Genomic DNA, 18,485 nt, shown 5'->3' on the forward strand with positions numbered 1-18,485 from the left:
CGCACGGCCCGGTCCGGTCGCACGGCCCGGTCCGGTCGCACGACCCCTCAGAGCGGCACGCCGTACACCGTACGACGGCCCGCGAACTCGCTCACGCTCCACAGCGTCCTCCTGTCGCGAACGCAGGTCAGGTCCTCCGGGCCCACCGGGTAGGGCCGCCTGCGCACTGTGTCGCCGACCACGATCAGGGTGCCGTTCCCGGTGGAGCCCGCGGTCTGGCTGAGATACCAGGTGCCCTCGTGGGAGAGCGCGCCCTGGATCTTGTCCGCCGGCAGCGCGTGGGCGTCCACGGCCTTCACGACGCCGCCGGCGGGGGCGTTCAGGATGCCCGCCTCGGTCAGCGGCCAGCGGGCCACCCGTCCGACCGTGCCCGCGGTGTCGACGTACTCGCCGGAGACCAGGGTGTCGGGGGCGGTGCTGCGGTCGACGGCGGCGAAGGAGAAGCGGACGGTGCCGCTGGTGGTGGTCCAGGCGTCGGTCTGCGGCATCACGTACCGGTAGCCGAACGCCTCGTACACGTCTCCCTTCCTGCCGATGGTCTCCGTGCCGTCCCCGTCGATCTCGAAGATCTGCTGGGTGTCGAAGACCCGCAGGCCCCGGGTGGTGTCGGCGACGTACAGCAGGTTGCCGTACCAGGCGACGCCGCCGGCGTGGATGTTGATCGGCGCGATGTTCCCGTCGGCGCCGGCCCGGACGAGCAGGACGTGCCGGTAGCGGAGCGTCGCGGTGTTCAGGAAGCTCAGGCGCACGCCCCGCTCGGCCCCCGACCCCGGCGTGTGGTACCAGCTCACCACGAACGCGCTCCCGCCGATCCCGGCGTCGGAGGCGCAGGTCAGGCCCTGCGGGTACCACTCCCTGGTGGCGTTGTCCCCGGCGTCGAAGCTGTACCAGTCGACCGGTTTCGGCCTCATCGTGGCGAACGCCCCGGCGCCGGCCGACCCCTTCCTGACCATGACACGGTTGGCCTTGGCCAGGACGGTGTCGAGGGATACCCGCTTGAGCTCCTTCTCCAGGATCTTGATCCCGGCCGCGAGGCCGCCACCGTCCCGTTTCAGCCCGAACGGCTCCGCCGACACGGCCTTCATCTGACTCATGAGGGGTCTCTCCCTGTCCGGTTCCGCCAGGATCGGCGGATCAAGATACGGAGTTCATGAGTATGCCGGTACTCAAATCCCTTTTGTAGTTAGAAAGGCCAGGTGTGGACGGGCTCCCCGGCCAGCGACAGCTCCCGGTACCGGCTCACCATGCGCGCCGCCGCGGCCTGGTCGCCGCCCTCGCGGGCCAGCGCCTCCCGCTGCCAGATCGCGCCGGTACGGCGGCGGGAGACGCGTTCGCGCACGATGTCCAGCGCCCACCGGGTCTCGTCCGGGTCCACGCCCATCCTGTCGAGCCCGGCCTCGGCGACCGGGAGCAGATCCAGGGCGAGCCGCTCGGCCGGTATCTCCTCGCTGCGGCCCGGCCAGCTCATCGGCGCGTCCAGGCCGTGGATCGCGGCGCGGTAGAAGTTGCGGTAGGCCCCGGCGAAGGGGAACTCCTCCACCGGCCGGACGGCCAGGGCGGCGGTCAGCCCGAGCAGGAACGCGCTGTTGGCCGCCATGTCCGGCGCGCTCGGCCCCGCGGGCAGGGCGCGCATCTCCACCCGCAGGTGGCCTCCGTCACCGGGGTCGTAGACCGGCCGGTTCCACTGCCACACGGTGCCCTGGTGCAGCCGGAGCTCGGCCAGCGCGGGGACGCCGCCCGGCGCCTCCTGCACCGCCGAGGTCATCGGCAGCACCGGCTCGTAGTCGCGGACGCACGTCTCGAACATCTCCTCGATGCTCCGCACCCAGCCGGAACCGAACCCCACCCGGCGATCCCTGCGGTCGAGCCGCTCCACGTCCCGGTCGTCGGCGGCCTCCTCGAACAGCGCGATCCTCGTCTCCTCCCACAGCCGCCTGCCCAGGAAGCCCGGAGAGTTCCCGCTGACCGCGAGGACCGGGCCGATGGCCAGCTGGGCGGCGTTGTAGACGCGGGCGAAGTCGGCGGGGGTGGTGCGGAGATGGACCTGCCAGGAGGTGTTGGCGCTCTCCAGGATCACCCCCTCGACCTCCAGCTCCAGCAGCTCGACGCCCTCGACGCGCACCCGGAACGGCTCCGTGCGCAGCCGCCGCATGCCCCTGGCCAGCGCCCGGTAGCGGTCCTCGCCGCTCAGCGCCTCGTGGGTGAAGTCGAACTCGCTCAGCGACGGCAGGATCCCGATCGCCACGGCCTGCCCGCCCTGCGTGGCGGCCGCCGCGTCCACCACGGCCATGATCTCCCGCATCTCGCGCACCAGGGCGCTGAACGGCCGCCCGGCGATCGGCAGCGGGGTCAGGTTGGCCTCCAGGTTGAACCTGCCCAGCTCCAGCGTGAGCCGGTCGTCGGCCGCGGCGGCCTGCACCTCGTGGTTACGGAGAAGCGGCCGCCCGTCGGGGGTTATGAGGAACATCTCAAGCTCGGCTCCGATGGTCGCGGGACCGGCGCCGAAGCCCGGCCTCGCGAGCACCTCGCGGAGGGTGTCGAGCTGCTCCGCCAGTTTCGCCCTGAAACGGAGGAACTCCGCCTCGGAGTAGCGGTCCTTGTCGACTTTCTGCCCCATCACACCGTCCGATCCGTTGACCCTTGTGCCCTCCCTCTCTCCCAGAGTGCCCGTTCTAATCAGAACGCACCGCCACCGGCGGCGCGCACGGGGGTGCCGGAGGTCGTACGGCCTCCGAGGCGGCCCGGGGCCGCCCGCCCGGACCGCGCGTCGGCACAATAGGCTCACCGGCCAGACGGGCCTGCCGGCGGAAGGGGCCGGTGGCCGGAGCGAGGGAGTGTGCGCGGATGCGAGCGGTGGTCTTCGACGCCTTCGGGGCCGAGCCGGAGGTCCGGGAGGTGCCCGCCCCCGAGCCTCCGCCCGGCGGAGCGGTGATCCGCGTGGAGGCCACCGGGCTGTGCCGGAGCGACTGGCACGGCTGGCAGGGCCACGACCCCGACATCCGGGTCCTCCCCCACGTGCCGGGGCACGAGTTCGCCGGGGTCGTCGAGGCGGTGGGCTCCGGCGTCGCCTCGTGGCGGCCCGGCGACCGCGTGACCGTCCCGTTCGTCTGCGCCTGCGGGTCCTGCGCGGCCTGCCTGTCCGGCGATCAGCAGGTCTGCGAGCGCCAGACCCAGCCGGGGTTCACCCACTGGGGTTCCTTCGCCGAGTACGTGGCCGTCCACCACGCGGACGTGAACCTGGTGCGCCTCCCCGGGGAGATGACCTTCACCACCGCCGCCGGCCTGGGCTGCCGCTTCGCCACCTCGTACCGCGCCGTGACCGCCGTGGGCCGGGTGCGGCCGGGCGAATGGGTGGCCGTGCACGGCTGCGGCGGCGTGGGACTGTCCGCCGTCATGATCGCCGCCGCGGCCGGGGCCCGGGTGATCGCCGTGGACGTCTCGGCGGGCGCCCTGGAGCTGGCCAGGCGGTTCGGCGCCGTCGCCTGCGTGGGCGCCGAACCGCCCGAGGCCGATGTCGCCGCGCGCGTCAGGGAGCTGACCTCGGGCGGCGCCCACGTCTCCGTCGACGCCCTCGGCGCTCCCGGGACGTGCGTGGCGTCGATCGAGAGCCTGCGCCGCCGGGGACGCCACGTCCAGATCGGCCTGCTGCCCGGGCTCACCCCGCTCCCGATGGGCCGGGTGATCGGCTACGAGCTCGAGCTCCTCGGCAGCCACGGCATGGCCGCCCACGCCTACCCGGCTATGCTGGAGGCCGTCGCCGACGGCACCCTGAGCCCGGACGCCCTGGTCACCCGCTCCATCGGCCTGGACGAGGCGGGAGCCGCGCTCGCCTCGATCGGCTCCGTCCCCGGGGTCACGATGATCCTGCCGTCCCTGCGCTGAAGAGGTTCACCGAGCGCGTGAAAGAAGCCGATAGCGTGGTTGACCATGCGCCCGGAAGACCTCGCCCTGCTCAACGTCCCCGGTAGTGTCACGCTCCACGGCGACCTCCTTCTCGTCGACGTGGCCCGGCCCGACCCGGAGTCCGACGCCTACCGGGAAAGCCTGTGGCGGGTGCCGCCGGACGGCCCGCCCGTCCGGTTCACCTTCGGCGAGCGCGACAGCGCGCCGCGCATCTCCCCCGACGGCGTATGGGTGGCCTTCCTGCGCGCCGACGCCGACGCAGACGGCGACGGCGCCCCGCAGCTGTACGTGATGCCCACCGGCGGCGGAGAGGCGAGGCCGGTCACCGATCTGCCGCTGGGCGCGGGCGTCCCGGCCTGGGCGCCGGACTCGCGCCGGATCGCGTTCGTCGCCCGGGTCGCCGAGCCCGGCCGGTACGGCACCGAGGAGAGGGTGAGCGCCGCGGCCGAGGCGCCCCGCCGGATCACCGGGCTGCGTCACCGGACCGAGGGGGTCGGCTTCACCTTCGACCGGCCACAGAGCCTGTTCGTGGTCAACGCCCTCGCCGACGTCCCGCGGCCGGTACGGCTGACCGAGGGGCCCTACGACGTGGAGTCTCCCTCCTGGACGCGGGACGGCGAGCACGTGCTGGTCTCGGCCCCCCGCGACCTCGACGGCGAGAGCCTGCACACGGACGTGTACGCGGTCCCCTGCGGCGGGGGTGCCCCGATCCTCGCGGTGCGCAGCGACGGCTCCGCCGAGCATCCCGTCGCCCTGCCGGGAGGGGAGGTGCTCTACCTCGGCACGGAGTTCTCCGGCATCGACGCGGTCGCCCGCAACGCGGGTCTCTACCGCGCGCCGCTGCGGATCGGCGGTTCCGGCGAGGGCGGCGAGGCGGCGGCCGGGACCCGGCTGACCGAGGAGGAGTCGGTGGACTGCGAGCCGCTGCCCCCCGTACCCCGGGAGGACGGCGTCCTAATCGCGGTGCGGGTGCGCGGCGCGGTCGAGCTGCGCCTGGTCCCCTCCGGTGCCGCCGGCGCTCCGCTGGAGAAGCTCGTCCTCGTCCTGGGTGAGCGGGCGCGCGTCAAGGCGTTCACCACCTGCGGAGAGCGGATCGTCGCGGTGCTGTCCACGCCCGCGAGCCCCGGCGAGGTGGTCACCCCCGACGGGGCGCTGACCGACTTCTCCGGCCCTCTTCCCGGGATGAGGCCGCTGCGCGAGATCACCGCCGTCTCCGCCGACGGCTACCCGGTCCACGGCTGGCTGGCCCTACCCGAGGGCGACGGGCCGCACCCGGTTCTGCTGAACGTGCACGGCGGCCCGTTCCACCACCACGGGTGGGCGTTCCTGGACGAGACCCAGGTCTACGCGGGCGCCGGGTACGCGGTGGTCCTGCCCAACCCGCGCGGCTCCTGCGGGTACGGCCAGGCGCACGGCCGGTCGGTGGTCGGCGCGCTGGGCGGCGTGGACGCCGACGACGTGCTCGCCCTGCTGGACGCGGCGCTGGCCGATCCAGCGTGCGACGCCGAGCGGGTGGGCGTGATGGGCGGCTCCTACGGCGGCTTCATGACGAGCTGGCTGGCCGCCCGCCACGGGGACCGGTTCAGGGCCGCCTGGAGCGAGCGCGCCGTCAACGCCTGGGACTCCTTCACCGGCTCCTCCGACATCGGCTGGTACTTCGCCGAGGCCTACTGCGGCCCCGACCCGGAGGCCCAGCGGGCGATGAGCCCGCTCTACCAGGCCGGCCGGATCACCCTGCCGTTCGCGGTGGTCCACTCCGAGGACGACCTCCGCTGCCCGGTCGAGCAGGCGCAGCGGATGTTCGTCGCGCTGCGCCGCAACGGCGTCCCCGCCGAGCTCTTGCTCTTCCCCTCAGGGGGACACGAGCTCACGCGCGGCGGCCGTCCGAGGCACCGCCTGCAGCGTTTCGAGGCCGTCCTGGAGTGGTGGTCGCGCCACCTGTCCTGACGCCGGCGTTCGAGAGCCGGTGAGTCCGGGCCGCAGGGACCCGCGGAGCCGGGTCCCGGCGCCGGTCGGGACGAACAGGGTCAGGCCAGGCAGGTCAGGGGCTTGCCACCGTTGTAGTCGATCATCTCCAGCATCGCGGTGAACAGGTCGATCGGCTCGCCCGGGGCCAGCCCGTCCAGCTCGGCGTAGGCCCGGTGCAGGTTGCCGACGATGCGCTCGGGGTCGAGCAGTCCCGCGTACTCCCCGAGGTCGGTCTCGCGCGCGGTCTCCAGCGGGGACAGCCCGGCCTGCCTGCCGCGTTCGGCGGTGGCGAGCACGAACCGCAGATAGCCCTGCACGTGGTCGATGATCTCCGGGCCGCACACCCCGCCGTGTCCCGGGACGATCGTCTCCGCGCCCAGCGCCCGCAGCTCGTCGAGCGCCGCGATGGACCCGGTCACCGAACCCATCATCACGAACGGCGTGCCGCCGTTGAACACCAGGTCACCGGAGAACAGCAGCGACCTCTCGGGGATCCACACGATCGAGTCGTTGGTCGTGTGGGCCGGGACGCCGATGTGCCGTACCTCGCAGCGCAGCTCGTCGGAGTAGACGGTCACCCCGTCGGTGTAGGTGAGGAACGGCGGACGGGCCTCCAGGTTGCCCCAGTCGACCTCGGTCCAGGCCAGCTTCAGGTAGTCGGGGATCCCCTCGGCGAGGATCATCTCCCTGGTCCGCTCGTGCCCGACGATCGTCGCCTCGGGGAAGGCGGAGTTGCCGAAGGTGTGGTCACCGTGGTGGTGGGTGTTGACCAGCGTCGTGACCGGCCGGTCGGTGACCGACCTGATGGCCTCGCGGTAGGCGAGCGTGCGGCGTTCGGTGGAGCAGGAGTCCACACTGATCACTCCGCGGCGGCCGACGAGGAAGCCCGTGTTGTTGATCCACCAGCTTCCGTCGGGCTGCAGGTAGGTGTAGATCCCGTCGGAGACCTCCTGGACGCGCGCCGGAGGCAGGGGATGGTCGTGTCGCGATGAACTCATACCTGGGATTGTCGGGCCTGTACCCACCACTAGTCATACCGAATGGGGTCTTTTGAGGCCTAAAGCCCGATTTCATAGGTAAAAATGCACGCCCGCCGCCCGCGGCCCGACTCAGCCGGACCCGGCGTCCCCGCCCCCCGCCGCAGGGCCGGAGAACGGCAGGGGGCAGCACGGGCTGGTCGCGCAGGCCACCAGGTCATCACACCCGGCCTCCATCGCCCGGACCAGCGACTCGCGGATCGACAGGAGATCGGCGATCTTCCGCTCCACCTCGGCCAGCTTGTCCCCCGCCCGCGCCCGCAGGCCGGTGTCCACCGCGCCGCGACGGCGCCCGGCCGCCTCCACGAGCTCCGACACCTCCTCCAGCGTGAACCCCAGGCGCTGCGCCACCTTGATCACCCGAAGCGCGGTCACCGTCTCCGGTGGATAGAGCCGGTGCCCGCCGTTGCTGCGCGGGGGCTCCTCCAGCAGCCCGCGCCGGTGGTAGTAGCGCAGCGTCTGCGCGCCGACCCCCGCCGCCTCCGCCACCTCCCCGGTGCGGAGCCATCCCCCGCTCACGAGGACACCCCCGGCGCCGCCGCGAGCGCCCGGGCCGACAGGCCGTCGAGCACTCCGCTGTGAACCGCGGGAACCTCCACGTCCAGCACCAGGCCGTCCCGGTCGCGGGTGAACGTGAAGGTGAAGAAGGAACAGCACGCCGTCTCCCGCGCCGCGAGGTCCCGGACGCCCTCCTCCAGCCGGTCCATCCGGCCCGTACGGTCTCCCCGGCCCGTACGGTCGTGCGCCCGGGGGCCGCCGCGCAGAGTGAGCCGCAGGCGGGTCGGGCTCACCCGCTCCAGCCCGTCCAGCGCCGAGGCGAACAACGCGTCGAACTCCGCCACCCGCAGGGGCCGCTCCCCGGTGGGAAGCACACATTCAGCCGGTATCCACTCCATGAACCCTCCCAGGGCGAGGCGCCCGGCTCCGACGCGGGCGGCCCCACACCCCGACGGTAAGCCTGTACCGGGGTACCGGATGCAACCACGGATCACCGGCCCTCTCCGTGACAGAGGGTCCGGAGGCGCAGTCACCCAGGTCCGGGAGGACACGGTCATGTACACCCGTCCAGTACGTGACACCCACAGGCGTATCGATCATGAGAATCCACGGGGCCCAACTCGCCGGCAGCCCCTCCCCGAAAGGATCTCGAAAGGTCCACAGGAACCACATATCTGATCTTGATGGGCGGCGGCTGACGAGAGCATGGTGCACATGCGTTTAACAAAAGGGCATCTCGGCGCCAAGCGGGAATCGTTCAGTCTCCCAAAAACAACAAAGGCAAACCAGGAAAGCCCGGCTTATTTCATCTCGATTATCCATAAAGTGGACAATAGGTGCAAATGGTACTTATTCATGACAATTCATACGATACCGTCGTTGTGTCGGCCCGAGTTGCCAAGTGATCAGCAGTGGCGACTCCCGACCTGAGAGGAGAGTGCCTATGCACGGCAAGCGACGCGTGGTGCTGCTTGGCCCCGCGCTTATCGCCGGCCTGATTCTCGGGGTGTCGGAAACCTCTCCGGCGTCGGCCATTTCAAGCTCTGGGAAAACAGCGGCGATCACGATATCAAACGAAGTCACCGTCATCGACAGTGCCGCCAAATGCAAGAGGTACAGAGGCCGGATCTGCTGCAAGAGGTACGGTCGCTGGACTTGCAAGAGGACGAACAGAGGATGGCCGAGCGTAAAGACTCCTAAGTCAGGAGGCCGAGGTTCCTGGGAGCACTCAAGGGGACACGGAAGCTCGGATAGGGGCCATGGCCGTTCGCAGTAAAGGAGTCCGGGGGAAAGAGCGCACATAGAAAGCCGTTCGGGAGCGGCTCTGTTCGCTCTTTCCATTGGCGAACGGAGCCGCCGTCCCGACCCCCTCAGGTCAGACCTCCACGAGGACCGAAGGTCGTTCTCGGCGGCGGAGGTCTCCTGGGTGTCAGCTTGGCCGGCGCCAGTAGGCGAGCGACCCGCTTGTGGCCTTGACCACGCGCGGGACAGACTCGCTCTCAGGCCAGATCTGCAGCAGGTAGTGGTCGATGACCTCGCTTGAAGTGTCCGCCTCCGCGGCCTCGTCCATGTTCCGGGCGTGGTAGCGCAACCGGTACCACCCCGGTCCCGCGGGCAGTTCGGGAAGCTCATGGAGCTTTCCCCCCCACTCGTGCAAGGAGACCTGCCCGGCCTCGGACTCGAAGCCGATCTCCACGATGTCCTCGTAGCCGTCGGCGTCCGCTCCCGGGTCGTGGTCGGCCACCGTCACCGAGAAGCCGACCGTGCCCGTGTGCAGGCCGGTGAGCAGGAAGGCGCAGCCGTCCGCCACCCGTATGATCCCGACAGGATGCGTGGGATGGTCATCGAGCAGGTCCTCCGGGCCCATGGCGTCATCGGTGTCGTCGACGAGGTACGCCTGCCGGTAGGAGACACGCAGATCGAACGACACGCTGCGAGAATCGGTCATGAGCGGCAAGCCTACGATCATGGACTGACATTTCCCGGCCGGTGCCGGGAAGTCCACGTGAGCCTTCTGTGGACCGCAGACTCGAGGCCGCCTTACACGGCCGGTCGGCGGTGGCACGTGAGCGCTGCGGCCAGACCGACAAAAGAACCGGAGGGCGAAGACCTTCCCACGTCCCCGTACGGACCCGGCACCGGACTCCCACCGGACTCGCGGATGTCCCGCGATCGCCGCCGGTGTAAGAATCAAAAACATGGCGGAACTCAACGGGACACCGGTGACCTCGGAAGCCTTGCAGTCTCTGGCCCTCCTCAACTACGGCCACTTCACGTCCATGCGTGTTCAGGACCAGCGGACAAAGGGGCTTTCCCATCATCTGGATCGTCTCGCGAACGACTGCCGGGTCCTGTTCGACGTGAGCCTGGACAGGGAGCGGGTTCGCGAATTCGTCCGGCACGCCGTCAGGGGAGAACGAGGGGCGTTCGTCGTCCGGGTGACCGTTTTCGACCCCGCTCTTGATCTTGGACACCCCGTGTCCTCCGCGGAACCGGGCGTGCTGGTCACCACCCGGCCGGCCATGCCGCTGCCCCCCTCTCCGATTCGCGTGCGAACGGTCGGTCATCGGCGTGACCTGCCGGAGGTGAAGCACGTCGGATTGATGGGATCGCTGTGGCACCGGCGGCAGGTCCAGATGCGGGGATACGACGACGCGCTTTTCGTCGACGGCGCCTCCTTCATATCCGAAGGCGCGACGTGGAACATCGGCTTCTTCGACGGGGAGCGGGTCGTCTGGCCGAACGCGGAAATGCTCCCGGGAATAACGATGAGGCTGCTGGACCAGGTCCACGACAACACGACGACCGCACCGGTGAACATCCGCGACGTCCCCGCCATGCAGGCCGCGTTCGCCACGAACACGACGACGGGCGTGCGGGCGATCAGCGCCGTCGACGGCACGAACCTGGCCGACGACCACCCCGTTTTCGAGACGCTCAGGAAAGAGTACGAGGAGATCCCGCCGGAACGGCTGTAGGGGGCGAGAACGATCCCGGCGGTTCAGGCCGGTGGACTTTCGCCTACAGCCGTACCGATCCCGCCGGGACCGGCGGAGACCGGGACGAACCGGTTGAAGACAGCGGTCGTAGGGTGGACCCCAAGGTCTTGAAGATCCGGAGGTTTGTCATGGAGTACGTGCGCCTGGGGTCCACCGGGATGAAGGTGTCGAGGGTCTGCCTTGGCATGATGAGTTACGGCGATCCCGCCAAATGGGGCGAGTGGGTGCTGGACGAGGCCGCCGCCGAGCCGATCGTGCGCCGGGCCGCCGACGCGGGGGTGACGTTCTTCGACACCGCCGACGTCTACTCCTTCGGCACCAGCGAGGAGGTCACCGGCCGCCTGCTCGCCAGGATCTTCCCCAGCAGGGACGACTACGTGCTGGCCACCAAGGTGTTCATGCCTATGGGCAAGGGCGTCAACGACGGCGGCCTGTCGCGCAAGCACATCCATTCGGCGATCGACGCCTCGCTGCGCCGCCTGGGCACCGACCACGTGGACCTCTACCAGATCCACCGCTGGGATCCCGACACGCCGATCGAGGAGACCATGGAGGCCCTGCACGACGTGGTCCGCGCGGGCAAGGCCCGCTACATCGGCGCCTCCAGCATGTACGCCTGGCAGTTCGCCAAGGCCCAGCACACCGCGGAGAGGCACGGCTGGACAAAGTTCGTGTCGATGCAGAATCATTACAATCTTCTTTACCGAGAAGAAGAGCGGGAGATGAACCCGCTCTGCCTCGACCAGGGCGTCGGGCTGATCCCGTGGAGCCCCCTGGCCCGAGGCCTGCTGGCCCGCGCCGGATCCGAGGAGAAGACCACCCGGGCGGGCAGCGACCCCCGCATCGAGTCCCTCTACGACGACGCCGACAACGACCGCCTGATCCTCGACCGGGTCGCCCAGGTGGCCAGGGAGCGCGAGGTCGCTCCCGCGCGGGTGGCGCTGTCCTGGCTGCTCCACCAGCCCGGCCTGTCGGCCCCGATCGTGGGCGCGACCAAGGACGTGCACGTGGACGACGCGGTCGCCGCGGTGAACCTGTCCCTCACCGAGAAGGAGCTCGCCTTCCTCGCCGAGCCGTACCGCCCCCGGGTCGTCAAGCACTGACCTCTCGGGCCCGGCCGGGAAGGCTCCGTATCCCTGCGTACCCCGGCACCGGAGAACCCCGGTGCCGGGGAGCGCCGGTGCCGGGCACCGCCGTCCGGGGATCGCGGCAGGACCGCGGTCCCGGGACGGCCCGGGGAACGGGAGGCGGGCGGGGCCGTCAGGAGTCGGCGGGCAGTTCGAACTGGACGCAGGTCATGCCGCGCATGTCCAGCCACGCCCGTCCCTGCGCCCGTACGAGCCGGAAGACGACCTCCTCGCACCCGGGGCAGCGGGCCACCAGGCCCGGGGCGTGGGTGTAGAGGAGCGCCTCGGCCAGCGCGAGGCTCCGCGCGCAGCCGGAGCACCGGCCGGTGGCGGCGGTCAGGTCGACGGCGAACACGTCGCGCAGGGCTCCGCCCGCCGCGTTCCCGTCGAGGTGGTCCTGGCTCATCGTTGTCCTCCACTGGGGCCGAAGCGTTCCGTGCGGATCAGACGGGGGTCGTGCCCGGCGGAGACGAGCAGGCCCGCGGCGGTCTCGACGAAGCCGGTGGGCCCGCACACGAAGACGGCCGGTTCCCGGTCGGCGGGCCAGACGGCCTCGGCGAGCAGGGCGGCGTCGACCCGCGCGGGCGGGCGCCCCCAGCCGTCGGGCACCTCGCGCGTGTAGGCGTAGGTGACGTCCAGGCCGGAGCCGTCGGCGCTCTGGCGGTCCAGCTCGGCGCGGTAGAGGGCGGAGCGCGGCCCGCGCGCCGAGTACAGGAGCCGGAACGGCGTGCGGATCCCGGCCGAGGCGCGGGCGCGGATCATCGCCATGAGCGGGACCACCCCCGAGCCGCCCGCGACCAGCTGCACCGGCTCGGGCGTCTCGGGCCGCCAGACGAACCAGCCGCCGATCGGGCCGCGTACCTCCAGCGGGTCTCCCGGCGAGAGGACCCGCGCGAGGTACGGGGAGACCTCGCCGTCGGGCAGCAGCTCGACGGTGAGCTCCACGCGGTCCCCGTCGGCCGCCGAGGCGATGGAGTACGAGCGCTGCGTGGAGTAGCCGTCGGGGGCGGTGAGCCGTACGTCGACGTGCTGGCCGGCGAGGTGGCCGGGCCAGCCGGGGACGTCCAGGGTGATCGTGCGTGCTCCGGGGGTCTCGTCGCGCACGGCGGTGACCGTGGCGACCCTCCAGGTCAGTCGCCCCAGTACCGTTGCTCGCGCCATGGGTCTCCGTAGTTGTGGTAACCGACGCCCTCCCAGAATCCCGGCTGGTCCTCGTCGAGGAGCCGGAGGCCGCGCACCCACTTGGCGCTCTTCCAGAGGTAGAGGTGCGGCACGAGCAGCCGGGCGGGCCCGCCGTGCTCGGGGGTGATGGGCTCGCCCTCGTAGCGGACGGCGATCCAGGCCCGGCCGTCGAGGAGGTCCTCCAGCGGGAGGTTGGTGGTGTAACCGCCGTAGGAGGTCGCCAGGGCGTACTCGGCGGACGTCTCCACGCCGTCGAGGAGGGTGTCCAGCGACACGCCCTCCCAGGTGGTGCCGAGCTTGGACCACTTGGTGACGCAGTGCAGGTCGACGGTGAACCGCTCCACGGGCAGGGCGTTGAGCTCCGCCCAGTTCCAGCGGACGACCTCGCCGGTCTCGGTGGTGACGCCGAGGCTCCAGTCGTCGGTGGAGATCAGGGGCGTGGGCCCGGCCGAGAGGACGGGGAAGTCCTCGGTGAGGTACTGCCCCGGCGGCAGGTCCGGGTTGCCGGTGCGACGGCGGCCGAAGAATCCGGGCGAGACGATGCCGATGACGCCCACCTCCACTGTCCGGCAGATAACGACAACCGCGACACGTCCCTCGAATCAATCACGAGCCGACGAGTCACGAGAACTAGGTAAATCTCATCACATCCGGTCGCGTCTCACGTCATCAGGGCGGACTCCGGCGGGTTTCCGCGCGCCGGTCCGGACCTTCTCCGGGCCCGTGAAAGCCTGCGAAGGCCCGTGAGCTCTCGAAGGCACGCGCGGGGCCCCTGACGGCCCGCGGCTCTCCCTGGACGCCCGTTCGCGTGCGCGGCGGACGTGGCCCCTGCGCACGTACGCGGCGGACACGGCGACCGGCTCTCCGGGGTTCAGGTGCCCGAGGCGGCGATCACCTCGGAGACCAGGCGCGGGGAGGTGATCAGGCGGCTGTACTCGGGCCGGCGCAGTTCTCCACCCATGAACGGGTGGGGATTGCGGTGCACGGCGGGGCTGGGCGCGTCAACCAGGGCGGCGAAGTGGATCTCGGAGGCCCCGGTCGCCTCGACCACGCGGTGCACGTTGCGGGGTGTGATGCCGCCGCCGGGCATGACGATCAGGTCGTCGCCCGCCCGCTCGACCAGGGAGGCGATCAGCGGCGCGCCCTCCAGGGCGGTGACGTCCTGGCCGGAGGTGAGAACCCGGTCGACGCCCAGGGAGGCGAGGGTGTCCAGGGCGGCGAACGGGTCGGCGGTCATGTCGAAGGCCCGGTGGAAGGTGACCGACAGGTCTCCGGCCGCGCCGATGAGGCGCTTGGCCACCTCGGCGTCCACCTCGCCCGAGGGCGTCAGCACCCCGATCACCACGCCCTGCGCGCCCGCGTCCCTGATCGTGGCCACGTCGCGCTCCATGGCCGCGACCTCGTACTCGTCGTAGATGAAGTCGCCGCCCCGGGGGCGGACGATCACGTGGACCCGGATCGTCGAGACCGCCGCGAGGGTCGCCTCGACGGTGCCGAGGGTCGGGGTCAGGCCCCCCTCGAAGAGGGCCGAGCACAGCTCGACGCGGTGCGCCCCGGCCTGCTCGGCCGCGAGCGCGCCCGCGGTGCTGTCAATGCAGATCTCATAGCTAAGACTCATTTTTCCTCCAAAGCGTGGATTTCACCGACTGGTCGGCCCCCGCCCAGCACCGGAACGCTCGCGAAGTCCGCCGCTCCCGCGACGTCCCCGCCGGCCGCCCTGAGCGCGGCCAGCGCGATCGCGCTCGTGGCCCGCGGGCTCCCGTCGATGACCTTGACGGCCGCCGCGTGCCCGGTGGCGAGCGCGACGACGAGGACCCCCTCGGCCCCGCCCTTGGCCACCGCCCCCGGCAGCGCCCGCATCAGCGAGGTGTTCACGTGCCCGGTCCCGCCGACGTACTCGGGGTGCTCGCGCATCGCGTCGGCGACCGCGCGCGGCGGGGTGCCCGGCTCGGCGACGACCAGGGCCCTCACGGCCCGCGCCAGCCCGGTCAGCGACAGCCCGAACAGCGGGGCGCCGCACCCGTCGACGGCGACGTGGGCCGCCCTCTCCCCCGACAGTTCCTCGGTCACGGCACGCACCCGCCGCTGCAGGGGGTGGTCGGCGTCCAGGTAGGAGGCGGTCTCCCAGCCCGAGGCGGCGGACGCGGCGAGCATCGCGGCGTGCTTGCCCGAGCAGTTCATCCGCTCGCGCGAGGCCTTCAGGCCCGCCCGGATCAGCGTGTGCCGGGTGGCCTCGTCCTCCGGCCAGTCCTCGGGGCAGCCGAGGGCCTCGAAGCCGAGCCCGGCCCCGGCGAGGATGTCGGCGACCAGCCGCACGTGGAAGTCCTCGCCGGTGTGGCTGCCGGCGGCGATCGCCAGGCCGGGACCGCGCAGGTCCGCGCCGGACGACAGGCAGGCCAGCGCCTGGAACGGCTTGGCCGAGGAGCGCGGCAGCACCGGCGCGCCGACCGCTCCCCTGGCGACGGCCACGGCGCCGTCGGGCGCCAGGGCGACGGCGCTGCCGAAGTGCACGCTCTCCACGAATCCGGAGCGCACGACCTCCGCGAGCGGGACGAGTTCAGGCACGGACGGGTCTCCTTCTGAGCCGGCGGGCCCCCGGGGTGTCGCGGGCGTCGAGGGTACGGGCGAGTTTGGACAGCGACGCGTTGACCACCAGGTAGATCAGCGCGACGACGAGGTAGGTCTGGATGAGCAGGCCGTTGAAGGTCGCCAGGACCTTGCCGCTGTAGAGCAGTTCGGCGTAGCTGACCACGAAGCCCAGCGAGGTGTCCTTCAGCAGGCCGACCGACTGGCTCACGATCGAGGGCAGCACCCGCCTGGCCGCCTGCGGCAGCACGATCAGGCGCATGGTCTGGCCCTGGGTGAGCCCGACCGCGAGACCGGCCTCGCCCTGGCCGCGCTCCACGGACAGGATCCCGGCGCGGAAGATCTCCGCGAACGCCGCGGCGTTCGAGATCGCCAGCGGCACCACGAGCTTCCAGAACAGCGGCAGGTCGAGCCCGTAGCGGGGCAGCGCGAACAGCACGACGTAGACCAGCAGCAGCGCCGGGACGGTCCGCACGACCTCCACGTACGCGGCGGCGGGCACGCGGACCCACCTGCGCCGCGACAGCCGCCCGAGGGCGAGGGCGACCCCGGCCGCCATCGCGAGCGCGGCCGAGACGACGGCGGCGAGCGCGGTGGCCCACAGCCCGTTCAGCAGGTAGCGCCACATCGGCCAGGTCGCGTACGGCGACCAGCGGTCGGCGTCGAGCTGGCCGTTGGCGGCGAACTGGCGGAGCGCCAGCGCCAGCAGGAGCAGGACCGCGACCGCCCCCACCGCGGTCGCGATCCTTATCCTGCGGCGGGCACGCGGCCCCGGCTGGTCGAAGAGGAGATTGCTCACCGGACCACCACCAGCCGTCGTTCGAGCCGCCCGGTGACGAACCCGGCGCAGGCGGCGATCAGCGCGTAGGCCAGGCCAGCCCCGACGAAGATCGGAATGGGCTGCGCCTCCGCGAGGTTCACCCGGTTGGCCGCGGCGGTCAGGTCGACGACGCCGACCGCGGCGGCGAGCGAGGTGTTCATCGTCAGCGCGATGAAGATGTTGCCGACCGGCTGGATCACCGTGCGCAGCGCCTGCGGCAGGACCACGTGGCGCAGCGACTGGCCGAAGGTCAGCCCGAGCGCGCGGGCCGCCTCGCCCTGCCCGGCGGAGACCGCGTTGACGCCGGAGCGCAGGGCCTCGGCGATGTAGGCGGCCTCGTAGAGCGCGATGACGATCATGGCCGTCACCAGCAGGTCGGCCTTGAGCCCGATCTCGGGCAGGCCGAAGACGGCGAGCACCAGCAGCACCAGCAGCGGCAGGTTCTGGAAGGTCTCCACGTAGGCCGTGCCGATCCCGCGCAGGACGCCGACCGGGCTGACCCGCATGGCGGTGATCACCAGCCCCACGACCGCGGCGCCGGCGAAGGACGCCGCGGTCAGCTGGAGGGTCACGACCAGTCCCTGCCAGAACTCGGGCAGGTGGTCCAGGAGGGCGGACATCAGGACCCCGGCACCGATCCGATCTGCGGCGGGGCGGGAGCCTCACCCTGCACGACCGTGCCGAGGGAGTTCTTCCAGGTCCTCTGCCAGAGGCCGTCGGCCTGGATCTTCTTCAGCCAGTCGTTGACGAACTTCTTGAACTGGTCGTCACCGTGCTTGAGGCCGATGCCGTACGGGTCCTCGGTGAACGGGCTGCCGACGACCTGGACCGAGGGGTCCTTCTGCGCGTTGGCCACCAGGAGCGTCTCGTCCTGGACGTAGGCGTCGCCGCGTTCCTGCTTGAGGGCCTGCATGCACTCGGGGTCGCTGCCGAACGTCACGATCTTGGCCTGCGGGGCGAGCTTCTTGATCGCCGATACGGCCGGGGTGTTGGCGCCGGCGATGACGGTCTTGCCGTTCAGGTCCTCGGGCTTGGCGATGCCCGTGGTGCCCTTCCTGACCGCGAGGCTCAGCCCTGAGGAGTAGTACGGCCCGGCGAAGGCGACCTGCTCGGCCCGCTCCGGGGTGATCGTGTAGGTCTGGAAGACGACGTCCACGGTGCCGTTGGACAGCAGCGCCTCGCGGGTCTCCGAGGCCGAGTTGACGATCTTCACCTTGGGCTCGCCGATGATGTACTTGGCGAGCGCCTTGCCCATGTCCGCGTCGAACCCCTCGACCTCGCCGGTCGTCGGGTTCTGCTGCGACAGCAGCGGCGCGTCGAGCGACCCGCCGACGATCAGCTCGCCGCGCTGCTTGATCTTCTCCATCGTGGAGCCGGGCAGGATGTCCGCGGCGGCGGCGACCGGCGCCGAGGCGATCAGGTCGTTCCCCTTGGCCTCACCCGGTACGGCCGGGCTTCCCGAGTCGGTACCGGCGCAGGCCGAGAGGCCGAGCATGGACACAGCGGCGACAGCGGCCAGCCGCTTCATGGACACCATCGGGCCCACCATCCTTTTCGATCGATCTGATCAATGAGTGAGAACTTTGGCCAGGAAGTCCCTGGCCCTGTCTGTCTTGGGAGCCTCGAAGAAGGCGCCGGGCTCGCCCGTCTCGACGATCTGGCCCGCGTCCATGAAGACCACGCGGTCGGCGGCCCTGCGGGCGAAGCCCATCTCGTGGGTGACGACGACCATGGTCATGCCGTCGGCGGCGAGCCGGACCATCACGTCCAGCACCTCGCCGACCATCTCCGGGTCGAGCGCCGAGGTGGGCTCGTCGAAGAGCATCACCTTGGGCCGCATGGCCAGCGCGCGGGCGATGGCGGCCCGCTGCTGCTGCCCGCCGGACAGCTGAGCGGGCAGTTTGCCCGCCTGCTCGGCGATGCCGACGCGCTCCAGCAGTGCCCGCGCCGCCGCCTCGGCCTCGGCGCGGCCGTCGCCGCGGACCTTCATCGGCGCGAGCACGATGTTCTCCAGCACGGTCTTGTGCTGGAAAAGGTTGAACGACTGGAACACCATGCCGACGTCGGCCCGGAGCCGGGCCAGCTCGCGGCCCTCCACCGGGGCGGGCACGCCGTCGACGAGGATGTCGCCGGACCCGGCGGTCTCCAGCCGGTTGAGGCAGCGGCACAGCGTGGACTTGCCCGACCCCGAGGGGCCGACCACCACGACGACCTCGCCCCGCGCCACATCAAGGTCGATGTCGCGCAACACGTGGTGGTCGCCGAACCACTTGTTCAACCCTTTGACCTGAATCATTGCCATCTTCCTTCGAAATCGAAGATAAAGCGGAAGGTAACGGATGATTCTCACGCAAGTCAACACGTT

19 protein-coding genes are annotated in these 18,485 nt (G+C 71.1%); 4 read left to right on the forward strand and 15 right to left on the reverse strand.

Going from position 1 to position 18,485, the window contains the following annotated elements:
• Positions 1-47 precede the first annotated feature (47 nt).
• Complete coding sequence (locus ACTOQ1_RS00460) at positions 48-1,094, reverse strand: hypothetical protein (RefSeq protein WP_440063545.1); 1,047 nt, start codon at positions 1,092-1,094, stop codon at positions 48-50.
• Positions 1,095-1,183: 89 nt separating this feature from the next.
• Positions 1,184-2,617: a glutamate--cysteine ligase gene (locus ACTOQ1_RS00465; protein WP_440063546.1), complete on the reverse strand. Its 1,434-nt coding sequence runs from the start codon at positions 2,615-2,617 to the stop codon at positions 1,184-1,186.
• Positions 2,618-2,844: 227 nt separating this feature from the next.
• Between ACTOQ1_RS00465 and ACTOQ1_RS00470 the strand changes: the two genes are divergently transcribed.
• Positions 2,845-3,882, forward strand: a complete 1,038-nt coding sequence (locus tag ACTOQ1_RS00470) for an alcohol dehydrogenase catalytic domain-containing protein (protein ID WP_440063548.1) — start codon at positions 2,845-2,847, stop codon at positions 3,880-3,882.
• A gap of 45 nt (positions 3,883-3,927) precedes the next feature.
• A complete protein-coding gene (locus ACTOQ1_RS00475; protein ID WP_440063549.1) occupies positions 3,928-5,850 on the forward strand; it encodes a S9 family peptidase in 1,923 nt (640 codons plus the stop codon).
• Positions 5,851-5,930: 80 nt separating this feature from the next.
• Here the strand turns inward: ACTOQ1_RS00475 and ACTOQ1_RS00480 are convergent, their stop codons facing one another.
• The 4 genes from ACTOQ1_RS00480 to ACTOQ1_RS00495 all read right to left on the reverse strand — a co-directional run bounded on the left by ACTOQ1_RS00480 (position 5,931) and on the right by ACTOQ1_RS00495 (position 9,354).
• Complete coding sequence (locus ACTOQ1_RS00480) at positions 5,931-6,869, reverse strand: MBL fold metallo-hydrolase (protein WP_440063551.1); 939 nt, start codon at positions 6,867-6,869, stop codon at positions 5,931-5,933.
• 111 nt (positions 6,870-6,980) lie between these two features.
• Positions 6,981-7,427 carry a MerR family transcriptional regulator gene (locus ACTOQ1_RS00485; protein WP_440063553.1) on the reverse strand — a complete coding sequence of 149 codons (447 nt, stop codon included), beginning with the start codon at positions 7,425-7,427 and terminating at the stop codon, positions 6,981-6,983.
• Positions 7,424-7,804 (reverse strand): hypothetical protein, encoded by a 381-nt coding sequence (locus ACTOQ1_RS00490; RefSeq protein WP_440063555.1) that lies wholly within the window; start codon positions 7,802-7,804, stop codon positions 7,424-7,426. The genes ACTOQ1_RS00485 and ACTOQ1_RS00490 overlap by 4 nt, the downstream gene beginning before the upstream one ends.
• A 1,031-nt stretch (positions 7,805-8,835) precedes the next feature.
• Complete coding sequence (locus ACTOQ1_RS00495) at positions 8,836-9,354, reverse strand: hypothetical protein (RefSeq protein WP_440063557.1); 519 nt, start codon at positions 9,352-9,354, stop codon at positions 8,836-8,838.
• Between the two features lie 250 nt (positions 9,355-9,604).
• Between ACTOQ1_RS00495 and ACTOQ1_RS00500 the strand changes: the two genes are divergently transcribed.
• Together ACTOQ1_RS00500 and ACTOQ1_RS00505 are read left to right on the forward strand one after the other, a co-directional pair.
• Positions 9,605-10,384 carry an aminotransferase class IV family protein gene (locus ACTOQ1_RS00500; RefSeq protein WP_440063559.1) on the forward strand — a complete coding sequence of 260 codons (780 nt, stop codon included), beginning with the start codon at positions 9,605-9,607 and terminating at the stop codon, positions 10,382-10,384.
• 149 nt (positions 10,385-10,533) lie between these two features.
• Positions 10,534-11,508: an aldo/keto reductase gene (locus ACTOQ1_RS00505; RefSeq protein WP_440063561.1), complete on the forward strand. Its 975-nt coding sequence runs from the start codon at positions 10,534-10,536 to the stop codon at positions 11,506-11,508.
• 157 nt (positions 11,509-11,665) lie between these two features.
• Here the strand turns inward: ACTOQ1_RS00505 and ACTOQ1_RS00510 are convergent, their stop codons facing one another.
• From ACTOQ1_RS00510 to ACTOQ1_RS00550, 9 genes are all read right to left on the reverse strand, one after another.
• Positions 11,666-11,938, reverse strand: a complete 273-nt coding sequence (locus ACTOQ1_RS00510; RefSeq protein ID WP_440063563.1) for a DUF6510 family protein — start codon at positions 11,936-11,938, stop codon at positions 11,666-11,668.
• Positions 11,935-12,693, reverse strand: a complete 759-nt coding sequence (locus ACTOQ1_RS00515; RefSeq protein WP_440063565.1) for a ferredoxin reductase — start codon at positions 12,691-12,693, stop codon at positions 11,935-11,937. Before ACTOQ1_RS00515 ends, ACTOQ1_RS00510 begins: the two co-directional genes overlap by 4 nt.
• Positions 12,663-13,271 (reverse strand): sulfite oxidase-like oxidoreductase, encoded by a 609-nt coding sequence (locus ACTOQ1_RS00520; protein ID WP_440064744.1) that lies wholly within the window; start codon positions 13,269-13,271, stop codon positions 12,663-12,665. Before ACTOQ1_RS00520 ends, ACTOQ1_RS00515 begins: the two co-directional genes overlap by 31 nt.
• A gap of 314 nt (positions 13,272-13,585) precedes the next feature.
• Positions 13,586-14,332 carry a copper homeostasis protein CutC gene (locus ACTOQ1_RS00525; RefSeq protein ID WP_440063567.1) on the reverse strand — a complete coding sequence of 249 codons (747 nt, stop codon included), beginning with the start codon at positions 14,330-14,332 and terminating at the stop codon, positions 13,586-13,588.
• Positions 14,329-15,279 carry an asparaginase gene (locus ACTOQ1_RS00530; protein WP_440063569.1) on the reverse strand — a complete coding sequence of 317 codons (951 nt, stop codon included), beginning with the start codon at positions 15,277-15,279 and terminating at the stop codon, positions 14,329-14,331. Before ACTOQ1_RS00530 ends, ACTOQ1_RS00525 begins: the two co-directional genes overlap by 4 nt.
• On the reverse strand, positions 15,272-16,099 hold the full coding sequence (locus tag ACTOQ1_RS00535) for an amino acid ABC transporter permease (RefSeq protein WP_440063571.1): 828 nt from the start codon (positions 16,097-16,099) through the stop codon (positions 15,272-15,274). Before ACTOQ1_RS00535 ends, ACTOQ1_RS00530 begins: the two co-directional genes overlap by 8 nt.
• On the reverse strand, positions 16,096-16,740 hold the full coding sequence (locus tag ACTOQ1_RS00540) for an amino acid ABC transporter permease (RefSeq protein ID WP_362684240.1): 645 nt from the start codon (positions 16,738-16,740) through the stop codon (positions 16,096-16,098). The genes ACTOQ1_RS00535 and ACTOQ1_RS00540 overlap by 4 nt, the downstream gene beginning before the upstream one ends.
• On the reverse strand, positions 16,740-17,657 hold the full coding sequence (locus tag ACTOQ1_RS00545; RefSeq protein WP_440063574.1) for a glutamate ABC transporter substrate-binding protein: 918 nt from the start codon (positions 17,655-17,657) through the stop codon (positions 16,740-16,742). Before ACTOQ1_RS00545 ends, ACTOQ1_RS00540 begins: the two co-directional genes overlap by 1 nt.
• Positions 17,658-17,687: 30 nt before the next feature.
• Complete coding sequence (locus tag ACTOQ1_RS00550; RefSeq protein WP_440063576.1) at positions 17,688-18,416, reverse strand: amino acid ABC transporter ATP-binding protein; 729 nt, start codon at positions 18,414-18,416, stop codon at positions 17,688-17,690.
• Positions 18,417-18,485 lie beyond the last annotated feature (69 nt).

The organism is Streptosporangium sp. OZ121 (genome assembly GCF_051918885.1).
Taxonomy (GTDB): domain Bacteria; phylum Actinomycetota; class Actinomycetes; order Streptosporangiales; family Streptosporangiaceae; genus Streptosporangium.